At 64.1% G+C, this 19956-nt stretch carries 21 protein-coding genes; 10 read left to right on the top strand and 11 right to left on the bottom strand.

Annotation, left to right across the window (positions count from 1 at the left end; all coding sequences use genetic code 11):
• Positions 1 to 40: 40 nt before the first annotated feature.
• From ASE52_RS25980 to ASE52_RS02150, 5 genes are all read right to left on the bottom strand, one after another.
• The gene (locus ASE52_RS25980; protein WP_010460774.1) at positions 41 to 214 is read right to left on the bottom strand and encodes a DUF5668 domain-containing protein; all 174 of its coding nucleotides are present in this window, start codon (positions 212 to 214) and stop codon (positions 41 to 43) included.
• Positions 215 to 332: 118 nt separating this feature from the next.
• Positions 333 to 869 carry a hypothetical protein gene (locus ASE52_RS02165; protein ID WP_140426118.1) on the bottom strand — a complete coding sequence of 179 codons (537 nt, stop codon included), beginning with the start codon at positions 867 to 869 and terminating at the stop codon, positions 333 to 335.
• Between the two features lie 39 nt (positions 870 to 908).
• Entirely contained in the window at positions 909 to 1121 is a 213-nt protein-coding gene (locus tag ASE52_RS02160) for a DUF3820 family protein (protein ID WP_057223442.1), read from the bottom strand.
• 40 nt (positions 1122 to 1161) lie between these two features.
• Positions 1162 to 1524 carry a translation initiation factor Sui1 gene (locus tag ASE52_RS02155; RefSeq protein ID WP_057223439.1) on the bottom strand — a complete coding sequence of 121 codons (363 nt, stop codon included), beginning with the start codon at positions 1522 to 1524 and terminating at the stop codon, positions 1162 to 1164.
• On the bottom strand, positions 1521 to 1991 hold the full coding sequence (locus ASE52_RS02150; protein WP_010460766.1) for a DUF2721 domain-containing protein: 471 nt from the start codon (positions 1989 to 1991) through the stop codon (positions 1521 to 1523). The genes ASE52_RS02155 and ASE52_RS02150 overlap by 4 nt, the downstream gene beginning before the upstream one ends.
• 234 nt (positions 1992 to 2225) lie before the next feature.
• On the opposite strand from ASE52_RS02150, the gene ASE52_RS02145 reads away from it, so the two are divergent.
• On the top strand, positions 2226 to 3515 hold the full coding sequence (locus ASE52_RS02145) for a DEAD/DEAH box helicase (protein ID WP_057223435.1): 1290 nt from the start codon (positions 2226 to 2228) through the stop codon (positions 3513 to 3515).
• A gap of 51 nt (positions 3516 to 3566) precedes the next feature.
• On the opposite strand, the gene ASE52_RS02140 is transcribed toward ASE52_RS02145, so the two are convergent.
• On the bottom strand, positions 3567 to 3911 hold the full coding sequence (locus ASE52_RS02140; RefSeq protein ID WP_010460762.1) for a DUF6172 family protein: 345 nt from the start codon (positions 3909 to 3911) through the stop codon (positions 3567 to 3569).
• 91 nt (positions 3912 to 4002) lie between these two features.
• On the opposite strand from ASE52_RS02140, the gene ASE52_RS02135 reads away from it, so the two are divergent.
• Positions 4003 to 5265, top strand: coding sequence for a sensor domain-containing diguanylate cyclase (locus ASE52_RS02135; protein WP_057223433.1), 1263 nt, complete (start codon positions 4003 to 4005; stop codon positions 5263 to 5265).
• Between the two features lie 10 nt (positions 5266 to 5275).
• On the opposite strand, the gene ASE52_RS02130 is transcribed toward ASE52_RS02135, so the two are convergent.
• Entirely contained in the window at positions 5276 to 5479 is a 204-nt protein-coding gene (locus ASE52_RS02130) for a hypothetical protein (protein ID WP_057223430.1), read from the bottom strand.
• Between the two features lie 63 nt (positions 5480 to 5542).
• On the bottom strand, positions 5543 to 7195 hold the full coding sequence (locus tag ASE52_RS02125) for a methyl-accepting chemotaxis protein (RefSeq protein WP_057223427.1): 1653 nt from the start codon (positions 7193 to 7195) through the stop codon (positions 5543 to 5545).
• Positions 7196 to 7490: 295 nt separating this feature from the next.
• Here ASE52_RS02125 and pstS point away from each other — a divergent pair, with 295 nt between their 5' ends.
• The 4 genes from pstS to ASE52_RS02105 all read left to right on the top strand — a co-directional run bounded on the left by pstS (position 7491) and on the right by ASE52_RS02105 (position 12158).
• Complete coding sequence (pstS, locus tag ASE52_RS02120) at positions 7491 to 8561, top strand: phosphate ABC transporter substrate-binding protein PstS (RefSeq protein ID WP_057223424.1); 1071 nt, start codon at positions 7491 to 7493, stop codon at positions 8559 to 8561.
• Between the two features lie 99 nt (positions 8562 to 8660).
• On the top strand, positions 8661 to 10196 hold the full coding sequence (locus ASE52_RS02115; RefSeq protein WP_057223421.1) for a CYTH and CHAD domain-containing protein: 1536 nt from the start codon (positions 8661 to 8663) through the stop codon (positions 10194 to 10196).
• Between the two features lie 83 nt (positions 10197 to 10279).
• A complete protein-coding gene (locus ASE52_RS02110; protein ID WP_057223418.1) occupies positions 10280 to 10927 on the top strand; it encodes a 3'-5' exonuclease in 648 nt (215 codons plus the stop codon).
• Positions 10928 to 10979: 52 nt separating this feature from the next.
• Positions 10980 to 12158 (top strand): hypothetical protein, encoded by a 1179-nt coding sequence (locus ASE52_RS02105; RefSeq protein WP_057223415.1) that lies wholly within the window; start codon positions 10980 to 10982, stop codon positions 12156 to 12158.
• A 9-nt stretch (positions 12159 to 12167) separates the two neighbouring features.
• Here ASE52_RS02105 and ASE52_RS02100 read toward each other — a convergent pair whose 3' ends face one another.
• Entirely contained in the window at positions 12168 to 14231 is a 2064-nt protein-coding gene (locus ASE52_RS02100; RefSeq protein WP_057225095.1) for an NADPH-dependent 2,4-dienoyl-CoA reductase, read from the bottom strand.
• A gap of 98 nt (positions 14232 to 14329) precedes the next feature.
• Here ASE52_RS02100 and ASE52_RS02095 point away from each other — a divergent pair, with 98 nt between their 5' ends.
• Positions 14330 to 14965 (top strand): TetR/AcrR family transcriptional regulator, encoded by a 636-nt coding sequence (locus tag ASE52_RS02095; protein ID WP_057223412.1) that lies wholly within the window; start codon positions 14330 to 14332, stop codon positions 14963 to 14965.
• A gap of 14 nt (positions 14966 to 14979) precedes the next feature.
• Here the strand turns inward: ASE52_RS02095 and ASE52_RS02090 are convergent, their stop codons facing one another.
• Both ASE52_RS02090 and ASE52_RS02085 read right to left on the bottom strand, forming a co-directional pair.
• On the bottom strand, positions 14980 to 15207 hold the full coding sequence (locus tag ASE52_RS02090) for a SlyX family protein (protein ID WP_057223410.1): 228 nt from the start codon (positions 15205 to 15207) through the stop codon (positions 14980 to 14982).
• A 7-nt stretch (positions 15208 to 15214) separates the two neighbouring features.
• On the bottom strand, positions 15215 to 16405 hold the full coding sequence (locus ASE52_RS02085) for a PLP-dependent aminotransferase family protein (protein WP_010460741.1): 1191 nt from the start codon (positions 16403 to 16405) through the stop codon (positions 15215 to 15217).
• A gap of 123 nt (positions 16406 to 16528) precedes the next feature.
• Here ASE52_RS02085 and ASE52_RS02080 point away from each other — a divergent pair, with 123 nt between their 5' ends.
• The 3 genes from ASE52_RS02080 to ASE52_RS02070 all read left to right on the top strand — a co-directional run bounded on the left by ASE52_RS02080 (position 16529) and on the right by ASE52_RS02070 (position 19812).
• A complete protein-coding gene (locus ASE52_RS02080; protein ID WP_057223408.1) occupies positions 16529 to 17005 on the top strand; it encodes a GyrI-like domain-containing protein in 477 nt (158 codons plus the stop codon).
• Between the two features lie 201 nt (positions 17006 to 17206).
• The gene (locus tag ASE52_RS02075) at positions 17207 to 17908 is read left to right on the top strand and encodes a Crp/Fnr family transcriptional regulator (protein WP_057223405.1); all 702 of its coding nucleotides are present in this window, start codon (positions 17207 to 17209) and stop codon (positions 17906 to 17908) included.
• A gap of 326 nt (positions 17909 to 18234) precedes the next feature.
• A complete protein-coding gene (locus tag ASE52_RS02070; RefSeq protein WP_057223403.1) occupies positions 18235 to 19812 on the top strand; it encodes a tannase/feruloyl esterase family alpha/beta hydrolase in 1578 nt (525 codons plus the stop codon).
• The last annotated feature ends 144 nt before the right edge of the window (positions 19813 to 19956 follow it).

Here is a 19956-nt window from a genome sequence, read left to right as displayed (position 1 = left end):
GGCTTTTACCCCGTCGACATCTTCGCGCCTGTGCCAAGGCCTATTTGCCCTTGGTCCCCGGTGTGAAAAACAACGCCAGGCCCACCGCAATCAGCGCCACAGGCCACCACACCCGCAGCAGTTCGCGCAGGCTGATGCTGATCAGCCCGAGATTGGTCAGCAGAAAAAACACGCCCAGCACGACCAGAACGATCGCAGCAATATTGCCCTTCATGTGTATTCCCTCTGAATAATGGTGGTTGTGGATACCGGGCGATTATGGCAATACAGTGGGCCCACGTTCACATGAGTGCAAAGGTCTCTTGCTCGACCAATGACAACTGATATGACCGTCAGTCCCGCTCGAAGTAAAGGCTGGGCGGCGCATAGCAAACATCGCTGGCTACGACATATCTTCCCAGGCTACTGATCGACACGCTGGTCCAGGCGTTGCCCGTCTTCGGGTAACCGTAAACACACATGCCAAAACCCATACCTGCAGAGGCGCCTGGCACCGCAGTCAATGCCAGCGCTGCATCGGTCTCCCGGGCTGGCGAACGTAAACGAACTCTCAGCACGTCCTGATAGTAGGGCGATAGGTCCTGCTTCCAGTCATCGGCAAACCGGATGGGATAAGGCTGGTCGGTATACCGGACCTCCAATTTGGCGTCCCCCTCGACCGTCTCGACCATGACAGCCGTAGCGCCGTTCTGGGCAGCGTCGCTCTGCACCATGGTGCAGGCAATCAAGGGCCGGTCCGCAGATGCATATCCCGCAGCTGACACATTTCGATAGACGCCGTCAAAGAATGGAAAGGTACAGAAAGCCGCTTGAGCAGCCCCCACATGCGCGACAACACAACAAAGGACAAAAACCGGCTTGATTTTCACGAAACATCCTTTTCACTGGCTGCGCACACAGAACCCTGCTTACCGCGCCCTCAAGGGCTGGAGCAGTTGCGACAGCCCATTGTGGTCAATCTCATGCATCAGCGCCAGCAACTGGCCCAGCTCGCCTTTGGGAAAACCCTCGCGCGCAAACCAGTTCAGGTAGTTGCCCGGCAAATCGGCCAACACCGTGCCTTTGTATTTGCCATAGGGCATCTGCAGGGTGACCAGACGCTGGAGTTTTTCGGTGTCCATCACGGTGTCTCCTTGCGGGCCTTCTCACGCAGCCAGCGCATCAGCCGCCCGCGCGCTTGACCTTGTGGCCCAGCTTCTGCAGGGCGGCCATCACGCGCTCCACATGGTCGCCCTGGACTTCGATCACGCCGTCCTTCACCGTGCCGCCGCTGCCACAGGCGGCCTTGAGCTGCTTGCCCAGTTGCTCCAGCGCGGCCCCGTCCACCAGCACTCCCTTGACCAAGGTCACGGCCTTGCCGCCACGGCCCTTGGTTTCGCGCGAGATACGCACAATGCCGTCGCCCGTGGGCAGGGATTTGTTCTGCTGGCAGGTGCACTGCGCCACGGGTTGGCGGCAGCCGGGGCACATGCGGCCCGACTCGGTGGAATACACCAGGCTGCCCAGGTCGGCAAACGACTTCATGGCTTTTTCCCTTCCACCTCTTGCTGCAACATGTGAAAGTTGAGCAACCGGGTGGCCAGCAGCGTCTCGGTCAGAAAACACACCAGCGCCAGCAAAAACGACGCTACGCCTGCCAGAAAGCCACCCACGGCGAACCGACTGGACTGAAAGTCGGTCGTCTCCCCCAGGAACAGAAGGATGATGGTGGTGCCAATCAGGAACGCGCAGAACGTGAGCAACCCGATACAGCCGTTTGCCAACCGCCCGCGCAGCCGCAGGTCGGCCAGCTCGTTGTAGGCGCGGGCCAGAAACTCGGGCTCGGTGTTGGCGCGGGCGCGGTCTTCCACCACGCGGGCCCGGTCGATGATGCGGGCCAGCCGGCCCGCAACGGCACCGATCATGCCGGACACGGCCGTGAGCAAAAACACAGGGGCCACCGCCAGCTGGATACCGTGGGTGATGGCAGAGGAGTCGAGGGTCAGAGCCATGGGTGTAGAAAAATGGGGAAAGGTCGGCGAACCGCCGGTGGCTCGATTATCGGCGGCGACCGCACAGGACGAAAACCAATCCCAGTGAGCCCAACGCCCCGCGATGCGCCAGCGGCGCGGCAACTGCTGGCCCCATGCGCAGGCCACAGTGGCAACTGCGGCGACAATCTCCCCATCTTTTCCCGTTCGCGCTGTCGTGCGTTGCCTTTTCAATGCCGCTCCAGCGCCGCCCCCATGCCCTTTGCCTCCCTCGGTCTGTCCCCCGCCCTTGTCCACGCTGCCGAAAAAGCGGGCTTTTTAGCGCCCACGCCCATCCAGGCGGGCGCCATTCCGGCCATCCTGCAAGGGGCTGACCTGCTGGGCGCAGCACAAACGGGTTCGGGCAAAACCGCCGCTTTCGCCCTGCCCCTTCTGCAGCAACTGCAGCTGAGCGCCACCAGCGGCCCGCGCCGCGTGCGCTCCCTGGTGCTGGTGCCCACGCGCGAACTGGCCGCCCAGGTGGGCGAGGTGCTGCGCAGCCTGGCCCAGCATCTGCAGCAGCCGCTGAAGGTGGCCATCGTGTTCGGCGGGGTGTCGATCAACCCGCAGATGCTCGGCCTGCGCGGCGGCGCCGACATCGTGGTGGCTACCCCGGGCCGCCTGTTGGACCTGGTGGAGCACAACGCGCTGCGGCTGTCCGCAGTGGCACACCTGGTGCTCGACGAGGCCGACCGCCTGCTGGACCTGGGCTTCGCCGAAGAGTTGACGCGTGTGCTGGCGCTACTGCCCGCCCAGCGGCAGAACCTGTTCTTTTCAGCCACCTTTCCCGCCGCTGTGCAGGCGCTGGCGGATGGCCTGCTGAAAAACCCGGTGCGCGTGGAGGTGCCCCACACCCCAGGCAACGAGCCCGCCATCGAGCAACGCGCCATTGCGGTGGACGCGGTGCGCCGCACCCAGCTGCTGCGGCACCTGGTCAAGGAACGCAGCTGGTCGCGCGTGCTGGTGTTTGTGGCCACGCAGTACGCGGCCGAGCACGTGGCCGAAAAGCTCTACAAGGCGGGCATCTTTGCCACGCCTTTTCACGGAGGCCTGAGCCAGGGCGCGCGCAAACAGGTGCTGCAGGAGTTCAAGGACGAACGCTGGCAGGTGGTGGTGACCACCGACCTGGCGGCACGCGGCATCGACATTGCGCAGCTGCCTGCCGTGGTCAACTACGACCTGCCCCGTTCGGCAGTGGACTACGTGCACCGCATCGGCCGCACGGGCCGCGCGGGTGAGAGTGGTATGGCCGTGAGCTTTGTGACGGCCGATGCCGAAGCGCATTTCCGCCTGATCGAAAAGCGCCAGCATCTGAGCCTGCCGCGCGAACAGATTGCAGGCTTTGAACCCACCGAGGCCCCTCCGCCCGCATCGGCCACCGATCCCCAGGGCACCGGCGGCATCAAAGGCAAACGGCCCAGCAAGAAAGACAAGCTGCGCGCCGCAACGGGCATAGCAGCAGCCACGGCGGAATCCGCCCCCACCGCCCACAAAAAAGGCTCCTGAAAGGAGCCTTTGGAAGAACGGTGCAGGGCGGCCGCCAAGGTGCCGGCAGGTTCAGGCCGCTTCGTCGCCTTCGTCCATGCCATCCCCCTCAGCACCTTGCGCCTCGCCCGGCAGCCGTGGCTTGCGCTTGGCGGGCTTGGCCAGGACTTCGACATAGAACTGGGCACCGCCTTCGGCCGCCACCTCATTGATGAGGCCGGTGAGGGCCGACAGGTGTGCCACCACAGCCTCTTCTTTGGTGCGGCCAAACTGGCAGTCAAAGTCCCAGAAGTCGGCGCCTTCGGGGAGGTCGCGGCGCCGTTCGCGCTTGATGTACTTGCGGATTTCGTGCTTGACGGCATCCAGAACGCGGTCGCGGTTCTTGCCTTCAACGTGGAGTTGGAAAGTTTTTCTCATGGGCGATGGTACCGCCTGCCGCAGACATGGATTCCAATCCAGGCACCCAAGTGCCACAATGGAGCATTACTTTTGGTTACCGCCAAGCCCGATGTTCCACGACCTCCGTCTGCTGCAAACGCTGCCAGCGGCTGTGCTCGTCACGCAGGAGGGCACCATCCGTTTTGCCAATGTGGCCAGTGCGCAGCTGCTGGAGGCCCACAGCACCGACATCCTCATCGGGCGCCCATACAGCGAATTCGTACACCCCGTCGACTTGCAACGCTCCAGCAACCGCGTTCAGCAGGTGGCAGAGCCGCCGCAGGCCGGCCAGCCCAACAAGCCGTCGGAGTTCCGCATTCGCACGGTGCATGGCAATCTGCGCATGGTGCTGATCACCAGCGTGGCCATTGAGTGGGAGGGAGCCCCCGCCGTGCTGATGTGTGGCCTGGACATGACCCACCAGAGCGAGATCGAGGCCCAGCTGCGTGAGAGCGAGCAGAACTTCCGCCGACTGTTCGAGAACCTGCAGGATGTCTACTACCGCACCAATGCCCAAGGCGTGGTGCAGCATGTAGGCCCTGGCGTGCGGCGGGTACTGGGCTACGAGCCCCACGAGATCGAAGGCCGCACGGCCGAGTCCTATTACCCGCAGAGCTCCGACCGCGACGCCTTCAAGGCCGCCATCCTGGAAAACGGCGAGGTATCGGACTTTCCGGGCCAGATGGTGCGGCGTGACGGCACCGTGATCGATATCTCCATCAGCAGCCATGCCCTGTACGACCATACCGGAAATTTTGCGGGGGTCGAGGGCATCTACCGTGACGTGACGCAGCGCAAGAACCTGGAGCGCGAGCTGCACCGCCTGGCCACGACCGACATGCTCACCGGCATGGCCAACCGCCGCGCGTTTCTGGAATGCGCCGAGTCGGTGTATGAACACTCACGCAGCAACGGCGAGCCACTCGCGCTGCTGATGATGGACCTTGACCACTTCAAATCCATCAACGACCGCTTTGGCCATCTGGAAGGCGACCGCGCCCTGGTGGCCTTTTCCCAAGCCGTCAAAAGCCAGCTGCGCGCCAGTGACGCCGTGGGGCGCCTGGGCGGCGAAGAGTTTGGCGTGTTGCTGCCGCTGACCAGCATGGACGAGGGCCTGGAAGTGGCAAGGCGCATCCTGCACGGCGTTCGCGCCCTGCAGCTCGGCGATGAAACAGGCCACACCTACGGCATCACGGCCAGCCTGGGCCTGAGCACCTTCCGCCAGGCGGACCGCAGCCTGCGCGACATGCTCGACCGCGCTGACCAGGCGCTGTACCTGGCCAAGCACCAGGGGCGCAACCAGATCGCTTCGCTGGAACCCTTGGGCGAATAGCGGCGGCGTGTCACAAGCGCATGCGGTCCTGCTGAAGGTTCCACAGGCAGGCACCAATTCGCAGCAGCATCTCCATCACCTGTTCGGAGCCACGGCTCGACAGCTCCAGGCCATCGATGATCACGGCCAGTTGCGAGATGGCGTCTTCGGGCGCGGAAGCGCCACCCGTCCGCGCTACCTCGGCAATGGCGATCAGTACATCCGTGCGGTTCATGGGATGGTGGCCCCACCGCGAAGACGTCTGGTGACCTGCTCCGTGCCAGTGCAGTGTTTCACACTAACGCGCAGCCATGGAAAGTTGCTTCGGGGATGTCACCCCCGCTTGCAGAGCAGGCAGTTGCCGCCCACTCCGGTGCGGCAACGCCGCGGCCCCCCCAGAGCCGTCGGGCGCCAACCTGAACTGGTGGATCACTTCCAGCAGGCGCCGGACCTGGTTCTTCATGCCAGCGGATGCCGACGAGCTGTCATCCACCAACACGGCATTTTTCTGTGTGGCGGCGTCCAGTTGCCGCACGGCCTCGCCGATCTGCGCGATGCCACGGGCCTGCTCCTGCCCTGCATCCTTGATCTCGCTGATCAGCTCCATCACCTGGTCCACCCGTTGCACGGTGCGGGCTACACGTTCGCCGGCCTGGCCTACCAAGAGGGACCCGCGCTCGACACCGCGCACACTGGCGCCAATCAGGCCCCGGATCTCACGGGCGGCTGTGCTGCTGCGCTGGGACAGCCCACGAACCTCCCCCGCCACCACGGCAAAGCCGCGCCCTTGCTCACCCGCACGGGCAGCCTCCACCGCCGCATTGAGGGCCAGCAGGTTCGTCTGGAACGCGATGTCGTCGATCACCTTGATGATGTCCGTGATCTTCTGCGACTGCATGCTGATCTCCTGCATGGTCGCAATCACGTCGCGCATCACGCTGCCACCCTCATTCGCCACCTTGGCAGCCTCTTGGGCCAGCTCGGTGGCGCGGTGGGCATTGTCGGTGTTGTGCTGCACGGTGATGGTGAGCTGCTCCATCGAAGCCGCCGTCTCCTGCAAGTTGGCCGCCTGCACCTCGGTGCGGCGCGCAAGGTCTTCCGTGCCCCCCGCAATCAGCACAGCATCCTGCGCCACCGTCTCGGTGCTGGCCCGCACCTCGGTGATAACACGCACCAGCTGGTGGTTCATCTCCCGCAGGGCGCCCAACAATTCCGCAGTTTCATCCGTGCCGCGCACATCGATCTGCGCGCTCAGATCTCCGCCCGCCACGGTACGGGCCAGCACCACCGCCTGGCGCAAGGGGCGCGAGATAGAGCGGGTGATGACCCAGGCCATCGCAGCCCCCACCACCAGGGCCAGGCCGGTGGCCGCCAGCATCCACCAGTGAATGGTGTTGCTCATCTCCCGCGCGCCCGCAAACTCCGCCGCCGCCACGTTGATCTGCAGTGCCACCAGTTGCTCGATCGTGTCCTGCACCTTGGCCGCATTGGGCCGAATCTGGTTGATGTAGAGCTCCGAGCCATCGTCGTACTTGCTGGCCAGCAGTGCGGAGGCCGCAGGGATCAACCCCTTGTCCAGGTAGTTGGCATTGGCATCGGCAAAGGCCTGCGCCAGGCCTTGCTCCTCGGTGCCCAGCGCCTTGCCGGAGTAGGCCGTCCACAGCGTGTGGATGCGCTCAACGTTGGCGGTCAACGCGGCGTGGCTGGCCTGCAGGTTGCTGGTGCCCGGGTCCATCAGCATGTCCATCACCAGAACCCGGTTGCGCTGCGTGAGGTGGCTGATCTCCGCCAACACGCCCAAGGGCACCGTCCGGTCGCCATACAGCGCCGCACTGCGCTCCGTGAGGCGCTTGGCGCCGCTGATGCCCCCGGCGGCCAAGGCAGAAATCAGCAGCAAAAGCACTGCAAACGCCAGGAAAAGCCGGGTGCCAATCTTGATTTTTTGAAGCATCTGAATCTCTCGTGAAGGTCCACAGGGTGGGCGACTGGAGCCTGCGCCACAACAAGGGTTGGTGGTTGTGCCTTGCCCACAAGGTTCTATCCCCACCACGAAAGATACTAATTGTTTCAAATGACAAAATAATGACGATTGCAGAAACCTTGCCTCCGTATTGCCATAGTTAAAACCACCGCCACTTTGATATGCTTCGCACCGGAAATCGCCCAGATTGGCTCTGACCGGCACCGGTCCGGGATTGAAATTTCCTTGATATATCTTTATTCATAAAAATCAATACACCAAAAACATGAAATATATTTATGCCATATTCACCCTGGCTCTTTCGCTTTTACAACTGGGCCAGGCCAGCGCACAGGCCGTGACAGGCGCTGGCTCATCGGCCGCAGCGCCCATCTACCGCAGCTGGGCCAAGGCCTACGCCAAGGCCACGGGTTCCAGCGTGGACTACGACCCAGTGGGCTCCAGCACAGGCATGAAAAAAATCCAGCAGCAGGCCGTGGGCTTCGGCGCCACCGATGTCTACCCGCCCGACAAGGACCTCATCGAACATGGTTTGCTCGCCCTGCCCGTGGCCATCACCGGTATCAGCCCCATCGTCAACCTGCCCAAGGTGCACAACACGCAGCTGCGACTGACTGGCGAAGTGCTGAGCCGCATCTTTATGGGCGAGATCAGCCGCTGGAATGCCCCGGAAATCACCGCGCTGAATCCCGAGACGCCACTGCCCGACATGCCCATCAAGGTGGCGGTGCGCGCCGACGGCTCGGGCACCACCTACAACTTCACCGATTACCTGGGCAAGGTCAGCCCGAAATGGAAGGCAGCCCACGGGGCCAAAACCAGCATCAAGTGGCCCGAAGGATTTCTGGCGTTCAAAGGCAGTGAGGGTGTGGCCAAGGGCGTGCGCGACACGGTGGGCGCCATTGGCTATGTGGATTTTGGGTATGTGGCCGAATACGGTCTGGCATCGGTGCAGATGAAGAATGCCGAGGGGGTTTTTGTGAAACCCTCCATCGATGCGTTCAAATCCGCGCTGGCCAACAGCGAATGGCCGGCCACTGGCACCTTCAACAACACTTTGACGCAAAAGCCCGGAAAATCCGTGTGGCCCATCACCATGGGCACGTTTGTGGTGTTCCCCAAGGTCACCCAGAACCCGGAGCAAACCACACAGGCCCTCAAATTCATTATCTGGTCGTTTCTCAATGGCGACACCCTCGTCCATGAAAACAACTTTGTGCGCTTACCAGACCGGGTTCAGGCATCGGCGTTCAAGGCGATTACCTCCGTTCGCGATAAAAATGGCACCCCACTGGGGATGAGCCTGATTTCATCGTCCGCACCTTCGCAGCAATAATTCAATACCCATGAATATCGCCATTCCGGCCATTCATTTGAGATATTTATAATCCTTCACTGGCCGGTTCTGCCCTCCCCCTCACAGCGCCCATTCTTCATGGAAATCGAGTTCAAGTTCTGCATCCCCCCTGAGCGCCTGGCGGTAGTGCAGGCCGCAGCGCGCCGGGGCACACATGCGCAAATCCGCATGGAGGCCCGCTACTTCGACACGCCCGATGCAGCGCTGTCGTCGCGCGGCATTGCCTTTCGGCTGCGCCGCGAAGGCAACCAGTGGGTGCAGACCGTCAAGGCCCTGGGCGATGGCCCGCTGGACCGCGAGGAGCACAACGTGGACCGGGGCCAAGCCCACGCCACCGGCCCTGCCCCGGAGCCGCAGCCTGAACTCCACGCCGGCACCGTGGCAGGCACTCGGCTGCTTCACGCGCTGCAGGCAGCCACCGGCCCGCTGACCGAAACCTATGGCACCGAGATGGACCGCGTGACGCGGGACATCGCTTTCAAGGGCGGTGTGGTGGAGCTGGCCCTGGACACCGGACGGGTTATTGCCCATCGCGGCAAACCGCAGCAGAAGGAGGCGCGCATTTGCGAGCTGGAGCTGGAGCTCAAAGCCGGGCCGCTGGCAGGCCTGGCGGCCCTCGCGACCCGGTGGGCCACACGGCATGGGCTGTTTCTGAGCACGGTGTCCAAGGCAGAGCGTGGCGAACGCTTGCTGGCCCCGCAATGGGCCCGGCCCGCCACCAAGGCCGCTCCGATGAAGGCCAGTGCCCCCCAAAAGCACTTTCTGCAGGGGCGCGAACTGCAGCGCACTGTGGTGGCGCACTGCCTCCAGCAAATATTGGGCAATGCCAGCGAGATCGTGGAAGGCGGGGGCGATGAAGAGCACGTGCACCAGTTGCGCATCGGCATCCGCCGGCTGCGCACGGCCTTGCGCGAGTTGGCGCCTTTGGCCCCCGGCGCGTTCGACCCCGCCTGGGAGCCGACGCTGGTGGAGGTGTTCCAGCGCCTGGGCCAGCTGCGCGATCGGGGCCAGGCCCTGCAGCCCATCGTTGCCGAGATGCGCGATGCAGGCGCGCCCGCGTTGGAGGTGCGTGCGGCGATGAAAGAAGCCCCCGGCCCCTGCACCGCTGCCATCGTGCGCACGCCAGCGTTCCAAGCGGCGTTGATCGCCCTCATGGCGTTCACAGCCCGGGGCCTCGACGCCCCATCCGCGACCGGGGGAGAGGCCCTGGATGCCAAGGACGTCCGCCGCCTGCTGCAAAAAAGAATGCGCAGCCTGCATGCCAAGGTGCGCGCAGGCGCCCAGGGCTTTGCAGCGTTGCCGGCGGAGGAACAACACCACCTGCGCAAACGACTCAAGCGTTTGCGCTACCTCACGGAATTTGTGGAGCCTGCGCTGGACGCAGAGGGGCACGCTTTCCTCGCCAGCCTGCAGCCCGCATTGGCGGCCATGGGCCGGCTGGGCGACGAACGTGTGGCCTGTACGCTGTATGGTCAGGTTGCCGCCACCCACCCAAGGGCCTGGTTTGGCGTAGGCTGGCTGACTGCACGGCAGGCATTGACCATAGCAGCCTGCCAAGAGGCCCTGGGTCACATTGCCGACATGCCCCACCTGCACAAGACGGCCCAGCGTTGAGAGCGCTGCCACAGAGGCGGATGCGCCCCTGCCCCGGCGTGGGGCACGGCAGGGCTCCCAAGCGGGCACGGCACAATGGGCCCATGACGGCATCCCCCCCTCCCCGGCGCCCCCACCCGCCTTCGCGCACCGCCCACCACGCCACCCCCGACAAAGACCAGATCGCCCTGCTGGACCCTTTCGAGCGGCTGGGCACGGACCGCATCACCCTCGTCTCCACCCCGGAGCAGGCCGACACGGCCTGCAACGCCCTGGCGGCGGCCAGCGCCTGGGGATTTGATACCGAATCCAAACCCACCTTCGTGCAGGGCGAGGAATCCGATGGACCCCACATCGTGCAGTTGGCCACGCTCGACACGGCCTGGGTATTCCAGCTGCACGACCCCGGCTGCCGCGCCCGCGTGGCCGAGTTGCTGGCTTTGCGCGGCGTGACCAAGGCGGGCTTTGGCCTGGGGGATGACAAAAAGCGCATACAGGCCAAGCTGGGCGTAGTGCCCGAAGGCGTGTTGGAGCTTAACCACGTGTTCCGCCAGCAGGGCTACCGCAAGGAGATGGGCGTCAAGGGCGCGGTGGCCGTGCTGTTCAACCGGCGCTTCATCAAATCCAAAAAGGCTGCCACCTCCAACTGGGCCAACCCCCGGCTGACCGAATCGCAGCTGGTGTACGCTGCCAACGATGCCTATGCGGCAGCACGCGTGTACCATGCGCTGGGGCTGTCGGCCAGCGCCTGAGCATCTTCGGCATCGCTACACTGCGGCAGGAAAATTCCTGTAGCGGCCCTCCATGATCTTCGACTCCGCGGATTACTACTTCATCGATTTCCAGACTGATCTGCCCAAGGAGGCCGCAGGCACGCGCATCGGGATGTATGTCGCCTGGCTCACCTTGCGCAGATTAGGTGGCGAAGGGCTCAATGACTATCTGGATGACCTGCGCGCGAGGCGCATCTCCTGTGCAGACTTTCTGTTCGATGCGTGCGATGGCAAGTTCAGCACAGATGATGTGAACGAGGAAGGCCTGGCCTTCACCGAACACTACTACCGGGAGCAGTTCGACAACGACTACGACGCCGTCTTTGCCGGTGAATTCAGCCGTACCGGCCACGAGCTGGACGACTCCTGCAGCATTGCCTGCAGCTGGCACAACTTCGACCGCCTCGCCCTGACGTTGAACCGCCGCTTGCTGGACTGGCGGGCCCGGCGCGACCATGTGGAATGGCCCGTACTGCCCACTCTGGACAGTGTGTATGCGGCAGTGCTGCGCGCGCTGCGGCCCTTCATGCAATCCAAGGGCTTCGTGCACGACCCCGTCAACGAGCCGACCATGACCGACGCGCCGTCGCCCAGCCGGGTCGGGCACCTGTATTGCAGCAATTTCTCCGGCGGCAAGCACTGGCTGCTGGTGGTCGTCAGGTCCACGCCGCAAAACACCGTCACGCTGTCGCTGACGGTCGCATCGCGCCTCGATGCGGTGGCCGAGCGCATACGCGACCATGGCCTGCCCGAGTATTTCAACGACACGGCCGACAGCCCCTTGCCCTACACCGCCCTGCTGCGGATGGCGCACTGGCTGCGCGCCGACCCGGATCTCATCATAGAAGCGGATGACGATGGCGCCAGCTTGCTAGCGATGCGGGGACCCCAGGGCCTTGCAAGGACAGTGCTCTTGCTCGCCCAGCGCTGCGAAACCGTGCTCGGCCCCCTGCTGGACCAGCTGGCCACAGCGCAGGGCCTCGATGCCGTGCGCTGCACGCACCCGCTGTCGGAATCGATCCTGTACACCGAGCCGTTCAACCGGTTCGTTCTGTCCACCGCCGAGGCGGCGGGCAACCCGCGCATCCTGGAGCTATGCGACGAACTGGAAGCCCTGGGCAGCGACCCACAGGCGCCAGGCTCGCGCATGTTCTACCCAAACCTGATGGCGCACATCCGCTTGGTGCGGGAGCGCAACACGCCCAGGTAGCCCTACCTGTCAGAGCCGGGCCGCCAACCGCGCCGCCTGGTCGATGGCGCGCTTGGCATCCAGCTCCCCGGCCTCCAGCGCGCCGCCAATCCGATGGGGCTTGTGGCCCGCAGCCTCCAGATCCTGCGCCAGGCTGAAGAGGGGCACCTGCCCAGCGCACAACACCACGGTGTCGCAAGCGATCCAGGTGGGGTCCTCGCGCTTGTCGCCGTATGACACCAGCAGCCCCTCGTCGGCGATGCGCTCGTAGTTCACGCCACTCACCATCTGCACTTCTTTCATCTTCAGCGTGGTCCGGTGGATCCAGCCCGTGGTCTTGCCCAGGCCCGCGCCAAGCTTGCCCTTCTTGCGCTGCAGCAGCGTCACCTGCCGTGCGGGTGGCGTAGCGCGTGGCCCCGTGGGTACCAGGCCGCCGCGCGCCGCAGCCGGATCGGTGATGCCCCATTCGGCCTTCCAGGCCGGGAGGTCCAGCGTGGTGGAAGGATGGTCACCATGCGTCAAGAATTCGGCCACGTCAAAGCCAATGCCACCTGCGCCGATGATGGCCACGCGCTCGCCCACCGGCCTGCCGTGGCGCAGCACGTCGATGTAGCTCAGCACCTTGGGGTGGTCCTGGCCAGGGATCTTCGGGTCACGTGGCTCCACGCCGGTAGCGACGATGACCTCATCAAAGCCCGCCAGGTCGGCGGCTTGCACGCGCTGGTTCAGGTGCAGCTGCACGCCCGTGTCCTCCACCCGCGTGGCCAGGTAGCGCAGCATTTCGTGGAACTCTTCCTTGCCCGGCACCACCTTGGCCATGTTGAGCTGGCCGCCGATGGCCGGGGCCGCGTCGAACAGATGCACCTCGTGCCCGCGCTCGGCGGCGACCGTGGCAGCGGTCAATCCCGCAGGCCCCGCGCCCACCACCGCCACACGTTTGCGCGACGACACCGGGCGGTAGACCAGCTCCGTCTCATGGCAGGCACGTGGGTTCACCAGGCAGCTGCTGGTCTTGTTTTGGAACACATGGTCCAGGCAGGCCTGGTTGCAGGCGATGCAGGTGTTGATGCGGTCAGCCCGGCCCTCTCGCGCCTTCTTCACAAAGTCGGCATCGGCCAGCAGCGGCCGCGCCATCGATACCATGTCGGCGCAGCCATCCGCCAGCACCTGCTCGGCCACCTCAGGCGTGTTGATGCGGTTGGACGTGACCAGCGGCGTGGCAATGCCTGCGGCCGCGAACTCGGCCTTCATCTTCTGTGTGACCCAGGCAAACGCTGCGCGCGGCACGCTGGTGGCAATGGTGGGCACCCGCGCCTCATGCCAGCCGATGCCGGTGTTGACGATGTTGGCCCCACCGGTGGCCACGGCCTTGCCCAGGGTGACGATCTCGTCCCAGGCGCTGCCGCCAGGGACCAGGTCGATCATCGACAGGCGGTAGATGATGATGAAGTCAGGCCCCACGGCCTCGCGCATGCGGGCCAGGATCTCCACCGGCAGGCGCATGCGGTGACTGTAGTCGCCGCCCCAGGCGTCGGTGCGCAGGTTGGTGGTTTGCGAAAGGAACTGGTTGATGAAGTAGCCCTCCGAGCCCATCACCTCCACGCCGTCGTAGCCGGCCTCGCGCGCTTTCACGGCACAGTTCTCAAAGGCACGGATCTGGCGCTCCACACCCCGCGCCGACAGCGCAAACGGCGTGAACGGCGAAATCGGTGACTGCAGGCGCGAGGGCGCCACGGCCAGCGGGTGGTAGGCGTAGCGGCCGGTGTGCAGGATCTGCAGTGCAATCTTGCCGCCCGCGCCGTGCACCGCGTCGGTCACCACGCGGTGGCGCTTGGCCGCACCCGAGGTCGCCAGCGTGCCCGCAAACGGCTTGGCCCAGCCCGCGATGTTGGGCGCAAAACCACCGGTCACGATCAGCCCCACGTCCCCCTCGGCCCGCTCGCGGAAGTACGCCGCCATGCGCGAAAGGTCGCGCCCGTCCTCCAGCCCCGTGTGCATCGAGCCCATGAGCACGCGGTTCTTGATCGTGGTGAAGCCCAGGTCCAAAGGGGCAAGCAGGTGCGGATACAGGGCGGCGCCGGGGGCGGGCGGCATGGGTGCAGAAGGCACGGGCGCGGTGGTGGCGGAGGAATACATGGTGTTGCGTAGGGAGCAGAAGGTTTTTCTAGAACTTTATTCTAGAATCCCGTTCCATGGCAAGCCGAATCACCCCCAGCCCCTCCGCCGTTCCCGCCGAAGCCAGCACCGACCGCCGTCAGGACATCCTGAACGCCGCCCTCGCCTGCGCGGCCGAAGTTGGTGTGGATGCCGTTTCCATCGACGGTGTGCGCGCCCGCTGTGGGGCCAGCGTTGGCAGCATTTATCACCACTTTGGCAACCGCGACGGCATCGTGGCCGCGCTGTTCTTCGACATCTTTCACGACCAGTCGCGCAGCGTGCAGGCACAGCTGGACGCCGCCCAGGGCGTCGAAGCGGGCGTACAGGCCCTGGTTACGGGCTATCTGGACTGGGTGGTGGCGCAGCCTGAGCGGGCGCGTTTTCTGTTCCAGGCGCGCGGCGCCGTGGCGGCCGGCCAACGCACGCCCGACCTGGCCGAGGCGGCACGGCGCCGCAACCAGGCACTGGTGGCCTGGTTCGAGCCCCACCGCCAGTCGGGCGCGCTGCTCGACCTGCCTTGCGAGCTGATGCCATCGCTGGTGATGGGGCCGGTGCAGAGTTATTGCAGGGCGTGGCTGTCCGAACGTTCAGGTCTGGGTGGTGGCCTACCCTCGCCCACCACGTATCGCGCAGAGCTGGCGGACGCGGCGTTGCGGGCCGTGAAGGCCTAGATCGAAAAATCAGATCAGTAATGCGGCGGTAGCTCGTCGCGCAGATTGCGCGGACCGTTCGAGCCGCCTTCGGGCGCCTGCTGGCGCAGCTGGATGACCTCGTGCGTCAACCGGTCGATCAGTTGCTGCTGCTGGTAGATGGTCATGTTCAGCTGGTCCAGCAGGTCTTCGGTGTAGCTGGCCTTGATCTCCAGGCTTTCGAGGCGCTGGAGAACGTTGGCAAGATCGTTTGTATCAGACATTGATGCGTCAGATCGCCTGGCCCAGCCGCGCCACGCCTTCGCGGATCTTGTCCACATCGGCCGTGGCAAACGACAGGCGGAAGGTGGCGTGGTCGGGGTTGGCGCAGAAGAACGGCGTGCCGGGCACGAAGGCCACGCCCTTTTCAATCGCGCGCTTGGCCAGCACGTTGCCGTCGGCCACCTTGCCGCTTGCGCCGGTCAGGCGCGCCCACACAAAGAGGCCGCCCTGGGGCTGCACAAAGTCGACGGCATCGCCCAGTTCCTTGCGCAGCGCGTCGCCCATGGTCTGGGCGCGTTCCCCGTACACCTTGCGCACATGGGCCAGCGTGGCCGGCATGCGGCCGGCCTTGAGGTACTGGGCGGCGGTGGCCTGCGCAAAGGTGCTGGTGTGCGCGTCGCTGAACTGCTTGCACATGGTGGCTTTGGCCAGCAGCTCGGCCGGGGCAATCATCCAGCCCACGCGCAGGCCAGGCGAGAGCACCTTGCTCAAGGACCCGCAGTGAACCAGCAGCTCGCGGCTGCCGGGCACGCTGGCCGACAGGTTGAGCAGGCTCGGGGGTGGCGCGTCGCCGAAGTACAGGTCGCCGTAGGGGTCGTCCTCGACGATCAGGGTGTTGTGCTTGACGGCCATCTCCAGCACGGCCTTGCGGCGCTGGGCGCTCAACATGGCGCCACTGGGGTTGCCGAAGGTGGGGATCAGGTAGACGAATTTGGGCTTGTGCTCGACGATGAGCTTTTCCAGCTCGTCGGTCTTCACGCCGTTGCCGTCGATGGGGGCGCTGATCAGTTCTGCGCCATACAGGCGGAAACACTGGATGGTGGCCAGGAAGGTCGGGCCTTCCACGATGACCTTGTCGCCGGGGCTGATGAGCGTCTTGCCCAAAAGATCCAGCGCCTGCTGGCTGCCGGTGGTCACGATGAGGTTGTCGGCCGCCACATCTTGCGCGCCCTTGCTGGCCATGAAGGCGGCAAGTTGCTCGCGCAACGGGTTGTAGCCCTCGGTCGCTCCGTATTGCAGCGCGCCGCCGGGTTCTTCATCCAGCGCTGCGTTGCTGGCGGCACGGATGCCTTCCACATCGAACATGGCGCTGTCCGGAAAGCCGCCCGCAAAGCTGATGATGCCGGGCTTGCCCAGCAGTTTGAAGAGCTCACGAATGGCGGAGGTTTCTACGTTGTTCAGGCGGTCGGCAAATTGCATGGCGGCGGTGTGGTTGGCAGACTAGGAATTTCGCATTGTCGCTAATTGGCGTGCAGGTTTCCTGCGGCTTAGACTTGTAGCCCTGTCCCCCACCGTCCCCCACTCCTTCTCAGGCAAACCACCATGCCCCTAGAAATCCGCCAGTTGCCCGCCATGCGCCTCGCCTACATGCGCCAGACCGGCCCTTACGGCCCGGCCCTCACGCAGCTTTGGGAGCGCTTTGGCCAGTGGTGCAGTGATCGCGGCCTGAGCGAGCCACGCCCCAAGTACTACGGCATCAGCCACGACAACCCCGCGTGCACGCCGCCCGAGCAATGCCGCTATGACGCCTGCGTGCAGATCGGCGTCGGCCTGCGTACCGGCACCGAAGCGCTGGTGCAGGACTTTGCGGGGGGCGACTACGCTTGCATGCAATTCACAGGCACCGGGCCCGAGATGGGCGCGGCCTGGGCCGGCATGACCGCACCGGGGCAAATCCCTGCGGGCTGGGAACTCGCCGCGCGGCCTGCGATCGAGGTGTATGACGAGCACTTCGCGGTGAACCTGCTCACCGGAGCCTTTCCGTGCTGGCTGTGCCTGGCAGTGCAGCGTGCGCCATGAGCACCGACATCAGCAAGGCGCAAGGGGCCGCAGCCACGGTCACGGTCACGGCTTCAATCGGACTTTTTTTCGCACAAGCTCTGGACCGCAGAACTCGCACGCATACAAGGCGTTTGCGGTGCATACGCAAGCGCCTAGCGACTGAAGACGCATCACGCCGCGTGAAAATAGTTGCGAATGCCTGCCCTCGGAGATCCCTGAATGCGCAAATCCGGATCATCAAAACCCATCGCCGCGTGGCTTGAAGAAACCAAGTGGATGCAGTTGCTGTCGGCAGAAGCCCGCCAGCGCGTGCTGGAGGACGCGTACGCAGAACGGCACGCGGACAAGGCATTCGTAGCCCGCAAAGGCGAACCCGCGAATTCCTGGATTGGTGTGGTGGAGGGGCTGCTCAAGGCAAGCGAAGACTTTCGCAGCGGAAAATCGCTGATCTATAGCGGAATTCCTGCGGGGAGCTGGATCGGCGAGGGCTCGGTAATGAAATTTGCGCCCCGGCACTACGACATCGTGGCCATGCAGCAAAGCATGACAGTGCACATTCCGCGGGCGACATTCCGCTGGTTGTTGGACACCAGTCTCTCCTTCAACCATTTTGTGCTGGACCACCTTAACGAGCGGCTCGGCCAGTTCATGGGTATGGTGGAAACCGACCGCATCGACGATCCGATGCTCAAGCTGGCGCGCGCAATCCTGAGCCTGTTCAACCCCGTGCTGTACCCCGGGATGGGTTCTGCGCTCTTCGTTTCGCAAGAAGAGTTGGGCGAGCTTGCTGGCCTGTCACGCCAGCGCACCAATGCCGCGATCAAGGCGTTGGAAACCGCAGGGCTCGTGCGTGCCAACTACGGTAACTTGCAGATTTTGGATTTGAAAGCACTCGGCAGTTTCGCGCGCAACGCCGAATAAGGCTCTGGCCACGGCCGGAACGTGCCGGCTTGCAGCCGTGCAGGTCGCCAAGCCTCAAGGGCGAGGCATTCTGCCCACCCACTGCGGAGGTGCTTTCACCACTACCGCAGCCCCAAATCAAGAAATATTGCATACGCCCGAGGCTTCAAAAGCACCTCTTTCACCAGACGCGGAGCCCTTGATATCGCTCGTAAGAGAGGCGCCCAACGCAGCGAAATTCCCCCGCCGCATTAGCGTAACCCCCTATCACAAATGTACGCCCAGGGACAGTGTCGAACTGGCTGTAGGAATCAAATCGCCTTGTTTTCTCAACAAGGAAATAGGACATGAAACCCACTCGCTCTCGTTCAGCCAGCGTCGGATCTGCCGTAGTCACGGCCTCCATAATTTCCCTGTCCGCTTGTGGCGGCAGCAACGACAACGACGCTGTCAGGGCATCCTCTACCGCGCAGCAGGCGTGCGCAACACTTTCGGGCAAGACAATCGGCGGCGCGGCGCTCACGGCGGCAGTGGTCCCCGCCAGCGGTCCGGCTCCGACCTATTGCAAGGTCAACGGCACGCTGGCCCCCAAACTCAATTTCGAGATTCGCCTGCCGGATTCGTGGAACGGAAAACTCCACTACGCGGGCGGAGGAGGCTACAACGGCGCCATCCCGGACGTTGCGCTGTCAGCGTCCGCCCTCAAGCAAGGCTATGCCACCGCTTCCAGCGATTCCGGCCATCAAGGCAGCTTGCTCGATGCGTCTTTCGCACTCACAGACCCTACTGCGGCACAACTATTCGGGAGCCTGTCGGTCCCCACGGTCATGGCAACAGCCATCGAAGCTGTCACGGCAGCGTACGGGCAGTTGCCATCGAAGTCGTACTACGAAGGGTGCTCAAACGGCGGCCGGGAAGGGTTGATGAACGTGCAGCGCTATCCCAAACTGTTTGACGGCGTGATTGCACGTGCGCCTGCATACAACTGGGTCGGTTTCATGGGGGCCTTCAATCGCACCGCCAAGGCGCTGGCAGCGCCCGGTGGCGCGTTCACTTCCGCCAAGACTTCGTTGCTGGCAAAGTCCGTCCGCGACGCGTGCGACGGCCTGGATGGTGTGGTCGACGGCGTTGTTTCCAACCAGTCAGCCTGTACTTCTGCCGCATTCAACCCTGCCAGCTTGCGCTGCGCTGGGGGCACAGATACGGGCGACACCTGCTTGTCCGATGCGCAGCTGGCCGTGGTCTCCTCGTGGACCACCGACGCCGTGTTTGCTGGCAGCCCTACGTTCCGCAACGCCGGCTGGAGCCTTACCGGGAACGAGGACAGCCCCACAGCCATGGGCCTCTGGGTCACGGGCAACGGCAACGTGACCACCGCGTTGCAATACCTCTTCCAGGACACAACCGTGAAGAACTATTTGGCGCGCGATCCCAGCGCCAACTCCTTAGCCTACTCACCGTGGGATCAGAACCAGAGCGCGCTCAGTGCGATGGCTGCCCTGAATGACGCAACGAACAGCAACATCCAGCCATTCGTTGACCGCGGTGCGAAGTTGATTCTGTGGCACGGGGGTAATGATGCCGCATTGAGCAAGAACAACACTGCCGAGTACTACAACAATGTGGTTTCCAAAGTAGGAGGGCAAAGTGCCGCAGACGCCTTCATGCGTTTTTACATTGCGCCGGGTGTTGATCACTGCGCTGGCGGCCCCGGTGCCGACACGGCCGACCTGCTGACCGCGCTCGACAATTGGGTCACCAACAAAGCTGCGCCTGGCACCCTGACCGCTCAAAAACTGGACCCGGCAAATGGGGCGGTGCAGTTCGAAAGACCGCTTTGCCAGTACCCGAAGTACCCGCGCTACACCGGTCCGGCCAACGACGCGAACGCGGCGAAACTGGCGTCGAACTACGCATGTAGCTAACGCAATCCGTGAGCCAATGGGGTTGGCTGCCGTGCCAGAGGCGTCATCAGCGCGTTTGGCACGGTACCCCAGCTCGCCTTGCGGCCAGCGAATCCACCCTCCGCTAAAACGGGCATGGCCTGAACAATGTCTGCGCAATGGTAG

This window comes from Acidovorax sp. Root275 (genome assembly GCF_001428965.1).
In the GTDB taxonomy this organism is placed as follows: domain Bacteria; phylum Pseudomonadota; class Gammaproteobacteria; order Burkholderiales; family Burkholderiaceae_C; genus Acidovorax; species Acidovorax radicis.
Note: the sequence above shows the minus strand (reverse complement) of the source record. Positions and strands in the feature narration are given on the sequence as shown.